The organism is Pseudanabaena sp. 'Roaring Creek', assembly GCF_001402795.1.
GTDB lineage: Bacteria > Cyanobacteriota > Cyanobacteriia > Pseudanabaenales > Pseudanabaenaceae > Pseudanabaena.
In genome coordinates this window covers 1-3,856 of the sequence record NZ_LIRE01000213.1, presented here as the reverse complement: position 1 = coordinate 3,856, position 3,856 = coordinate 1, and the positions used below count along the sequence as shown (strand labels likewise).

Below are 3,856 nucleotides of genomic sequence, written 5' to 3'. Positions count from 1 at the left end.
TTAATACCAAATCACAAAATGGCTACGCCATTTTGTGATTTTAAAACCCTTACTGGGTTTGGTTTTCAATTCCCAAAAGTGTAGCCACACTTTTGGGAATTGGTATAACTACTTAGCTGGGCATAATTAAAAAAACAGAACTAAAACCTATAGCGCACGCGCAGCGTGCGTTATAAATACTTGCGCAAAATAAATTACAAACCCGTAAAGTTGCAACTTTACGGGTTTGGGCTTGTAATTATGCCTAGCTACTTATATTCCATCTGTTAGAATTGCGGTAACTTAACGCCGCGCTTGTACAAGCTATGGTTAACCTCACTTATACAACTAATCGGATTCTTCCCACTGCTGAAGAATTGCCATCATCTGACGAAACGCCTGTGGATAATCAGTTACAAAATGACATCCCCAATTTACTGCTGAGTTTATTAGCCTCTATTTGGGCAGATCGGGATGATTGGTATTTTGGCGTAGATATGGGTATTTACTATAATCCTGATGAACCTGCGATCGTGCCTGATGGGTTTCTCGCGATGGGAGTCAAGCATGATACAGGTGAAAGAGGAAGGCTCAGTTATGTGCTGTGGGAAGAGCAGAACATCATGCCGATCTTTGCCTTAGAGGTTGTCTCTGAGCGCTATAACAGTGAATATGAGGACAAGTTAGCCGATTACCAAGCATTAGGTATTCTCTACTATGCGATTTACAATCCCTTAAGTGGACGTAGAGGAAGATTTAAAAATAGGCAGAGATTGGAAGTTTATCGACTAATTGCAGGTAAGTACGAACTTTTACCCATTGAGAATAATCGCGTTTGGTTGCCAGAAATTGATTTAGCTCTCGGTTATGAACAGGGAGAACATATTGCTTGGCAGCGTGAATGGCTCTATTGGTATAACGCTTCAGGCGATCGCTATTTGACTGCTAATGAGAGAGCAGTTAACGCTGAAATCATGGCTGCTAAGGAACGGCAACAAAAGGAAAAATTAGCGGCTTATTTACGGTCAATCGGGGTTGATCCTGACGCAATTTAACTGAGTAGTGCGGCTTCGCCGCACTACTCAGTTAAATCGCAGAACCCTTAGTTGCAATGCGATCGTCAAAGACAAAACATTCTCCTTCCCAGAGACTTTCTTCGGGAGGGACTTCGGCTAAGTATTTGAGAATGCCGCCTTTGAGATGGTAAACCTCATCAAAACCTTGAGCTAGCATATAGGCGCTTGCTTTCTCGCAACGGATGCCACCTGTACAAAACATCGCGATCTTTTTACTTTTATCCATAGCAAGATTCTCTTCCACGTACTTAGGGAACTCATGGAAGAAATCTAAATGCGGATCGATCGCTCCTTTAAAAGTACCAAACTCCACTTCGTAAATATTGCGCGTATCAATCACGATTACCTCTGGATCGGAAATTAAGGCATTCCAATCGTGAGGATCGACATAGGTTCCGACTTCCTTGCTAGGATCGATACCTGATACTCCAAACTTCACTAATTCTTGTTTAAGCCGCACCCTTAGTTTGTTATAAGGCATGACATCCGAAGTAGTTTCCTTATGTTCCAAATCTTGCAAGCGTGGATCGGAACGAAGATAACTTAATAGCGCATTAATACCTTCTCGACTTCCTGCAATTGTGGAATTAATTCCCTCTGGTGCGAGTAAAATTACGCCCTTAAGTTCGCGATCGTTACAGAAATCCGTGATGGGCGATCGCATCTCTCGATAATCCTTCAAATCGGCAAAGTGATAAAAAGTTGCCACCACAAAGCGATCGGAGGTTTCTAAATATTTTGCCAGAGACTTCTCCATCACAAAGTTGGTGAGTTTTTCCCCACGACAAGCAACTTGCTGCTCCTTCAGCACCTTAAAGCCACGACTTTTAAAAAAGGCTCTCGCGGTAATGCTCACTTCCACAAATAAGCGATCGATTTTTAATTCCAGAGCCTTTGCCTCGATCGCACGATATAGCCTCGTTCCCACACCACAGCGCTGATAGTCCTTATGACAAAAGAAGCAATCGATATGACCATTAGTTTCTAGCTGGGCAAAGCCAATGATCTCGCCCTCTTCTTCCGCAACATAGGTAAAGTTGTTACTACAATCCTCTATCCAGTTAGTGAAATGCAAGTCATCGGGAGCCCAAGCCTTGACCTGTTCATGTGAATAATCGCGAATATTCACCTCGCGCACAGTATCATGGAACAATTGCGCGATGCGATCGCTATCTTGCTTTTGAAACAATCGAATTAACATTGCTTTAAATCCTATAGCTTTAAATCATATAATGCTTGGCGCTTTTCCTCCTAAACCAATAAAAACATGCTATTACAGGGACAAAAAATCACGCTCACCATTGACGATCTTGCGGATAGCGGCGATGGGGTGGGGCGTTACGAAAATATCGCGATCTTCGTTCCTAATAGCGTGCCAGGCGATCGCCTTCAGGTAAAACTAGAATTCGTCAAGAAAAATTTTGCTAATGCCAGCATTGAAAAAATCCTTACGCCATCAAGCGATCGCGTGCGACCTAGCTGCATTGTTGCCGATAAGTGTGGTGGCTGCCAATGGCAAGCAGTCAGCTATCCAGCTCAGCTAAGAACCAAGCAAAATATCGTCCTGCAAGCATTGCAGAGAATTGGGGGATTTAGCCCCGAAATGCTGACCGATCTCATCTCCCCAATCGTTGGCGCAAAGGATAGCCTCCACTATCGCAACAAGGTTACTTATCCTCTCGCAACGGGCAAGGATGGCAACCTCAAAGCTGGATATTACCAAAAAGGAAGCCATCGGATTGTCAATCTCAATCAATGTCCTGCCCAAGATGAACGGCTCGATCCCATGCTTGCAGAGCTAAAAATGGATATTCACAATCAATGTTGGCAAATCTATGACGAGAATACGCATACTGGATTACTGCGGCATCTCGGACTGCGGATTGGCAGATCGACTGGTGAGATTCTAATTACTTTAGTAACGCGAGACTGGCAGGTTCCCAACTTAAGCGTATTTGCTCAAACTTGGTTGGAGCGCTATGACAAGGTGGTTGGCGTGATCCTCAATTGCAATCCCGATAAGACCAATGCCATTTTTGGACGCGAAAGCCGCTGTATTGCAGGAAAAGATTACCTATTGGAGAAGTTTGCGGGATTAACCTTCCGTCTGCGTGGGGATACCTTCTTTCAGGTCTATACCGAGCAAGCCGAACAAATGTTAAAAATCATTGAAGCAGAACTTAAGTTAGAAGGAACGGAAGTTCTCTTAGATGCCTATGCTGGCATTGGCACGATCGCCTTACCCTTAGCGGAACAAGTCAAACAGGCGATCGCGATCGAAATCCAGCCACAGGCTACGGCTCAGGGTAAACTTAATGCCGAACTCAATGGCATTGACAATGTGGTTTTTCATACTGGCAAAGTCGAAGAACTGATCGGTACTCTCAATTTACATCCCGATATTGTGATTCTCGATCCGCCGCGTAAAGGATGCGAACCTGAAGTAATTACATTTCTCCGTGAAAATGCCCCCGATCGCCTTGTGTATGTCAGTTGCAATCCTGCAACTCAGGCGAGAGATCTCAAGCTCCTATGCGAAGGCGATCGCTATCAAATCACCCGCATTCAACCAATCGATTTTTTCCCCCAAACATCTCATGTAGAAGCGATCGCCTTTCTCACTAAATTGTAAATAATACCAATTCACGAAAGTGTGACAACACTTTTGTGAATTAAAAAACAAACCCAGTAAGGTTTTGAGATTCCCAAAATGGCGCTGCCATTTTGGGGATTTGGTAATAAACCCCAAAAGAAGGTTGCCGCGCTCTGCGCGGCAACCTTCTTTTGGGGATAAAAAAGCG

3 protein-coding genes are annotated in these 3,856 nt (G+C 44.0%); 2 read left to right on the top strand and 1 reads right to left on the bottom strand.

Features of this window, described 5'->3' with window-relative positions; all coding sequences use genetic code 11:
* Positions 1-305: 305 nt before the first annotated feature.
* A complete protein-coding gene (locus AC805_RS06955) occupies positions 306-1,034 on the top strand; it encodes a Uma2 family endonuclease (RefSeq protein WP_055074741.1) in 729 nt (242 codons plus the stop codon).
* Positions 1,035-1,065: 31 nt separating this feature from the next.
* On the opposite strand, the gene AC805_RS26735 is transcribed toward AC805_RS06955, so the two are convergent.
* The gene (locus AC805_RS26735; RefSeq protein WP_072143546.1) at positions 1,066-2,256 is read right to left on the bottom strand and encodes a rhodanese-related sulfurtransferase; all 1,191 of its coding nucleotides are present in this window, start codon (positions 2,254-2,256) and stop codon (positions 1,066-1,068) included.
* 66 nt (positions 2,257-2,322) lie between these two features.
* On the opposite strand from AC805_RS26735, the gene rlmD reads away from it, so the two are divergent.
* Positions 2,323-3,687 carry a 23S rRNA (uracil(1939)-C(5))-methyltransferase RlmD gene (gene rlmD, locus AC805_RS06945; protein ID WP_055074740.1) on the top strand — a complete coding sequence of 455 codons (1,365 nt, stop codon included), beginning with the start codon at positions 2,323-2,325 and terminating at the stop codon, positions 3,685-3,687.
* The last annotated feature ends 169 nt before the right edge of the window (positions 3,688-3,856 follow it).

Excerpts from the sequence above, each read along its gene's own strand:
- AC805_RS06955 (WP_055074741.1), top strand. The coding sequence starts at position 306 with ATGGTTAACCTCACTTATACAACTAATCGGATTCTTCCCACTGCTGAA.
- AC805_RS26735 (WP_072143546.1), bottom strand. The coding sequence starts at position 2,256 with ATGTTAATTCGATTGTTTCAAAAGCAAGATAGCGATCGCATCGCGCAA.
- rlmD (WP_055074740.1), top strand. The coding sequence starts at position 2,323 with ATGCTATTACAGGGACAAAAAATCACGCTCACCATTGACGATCTTGCG.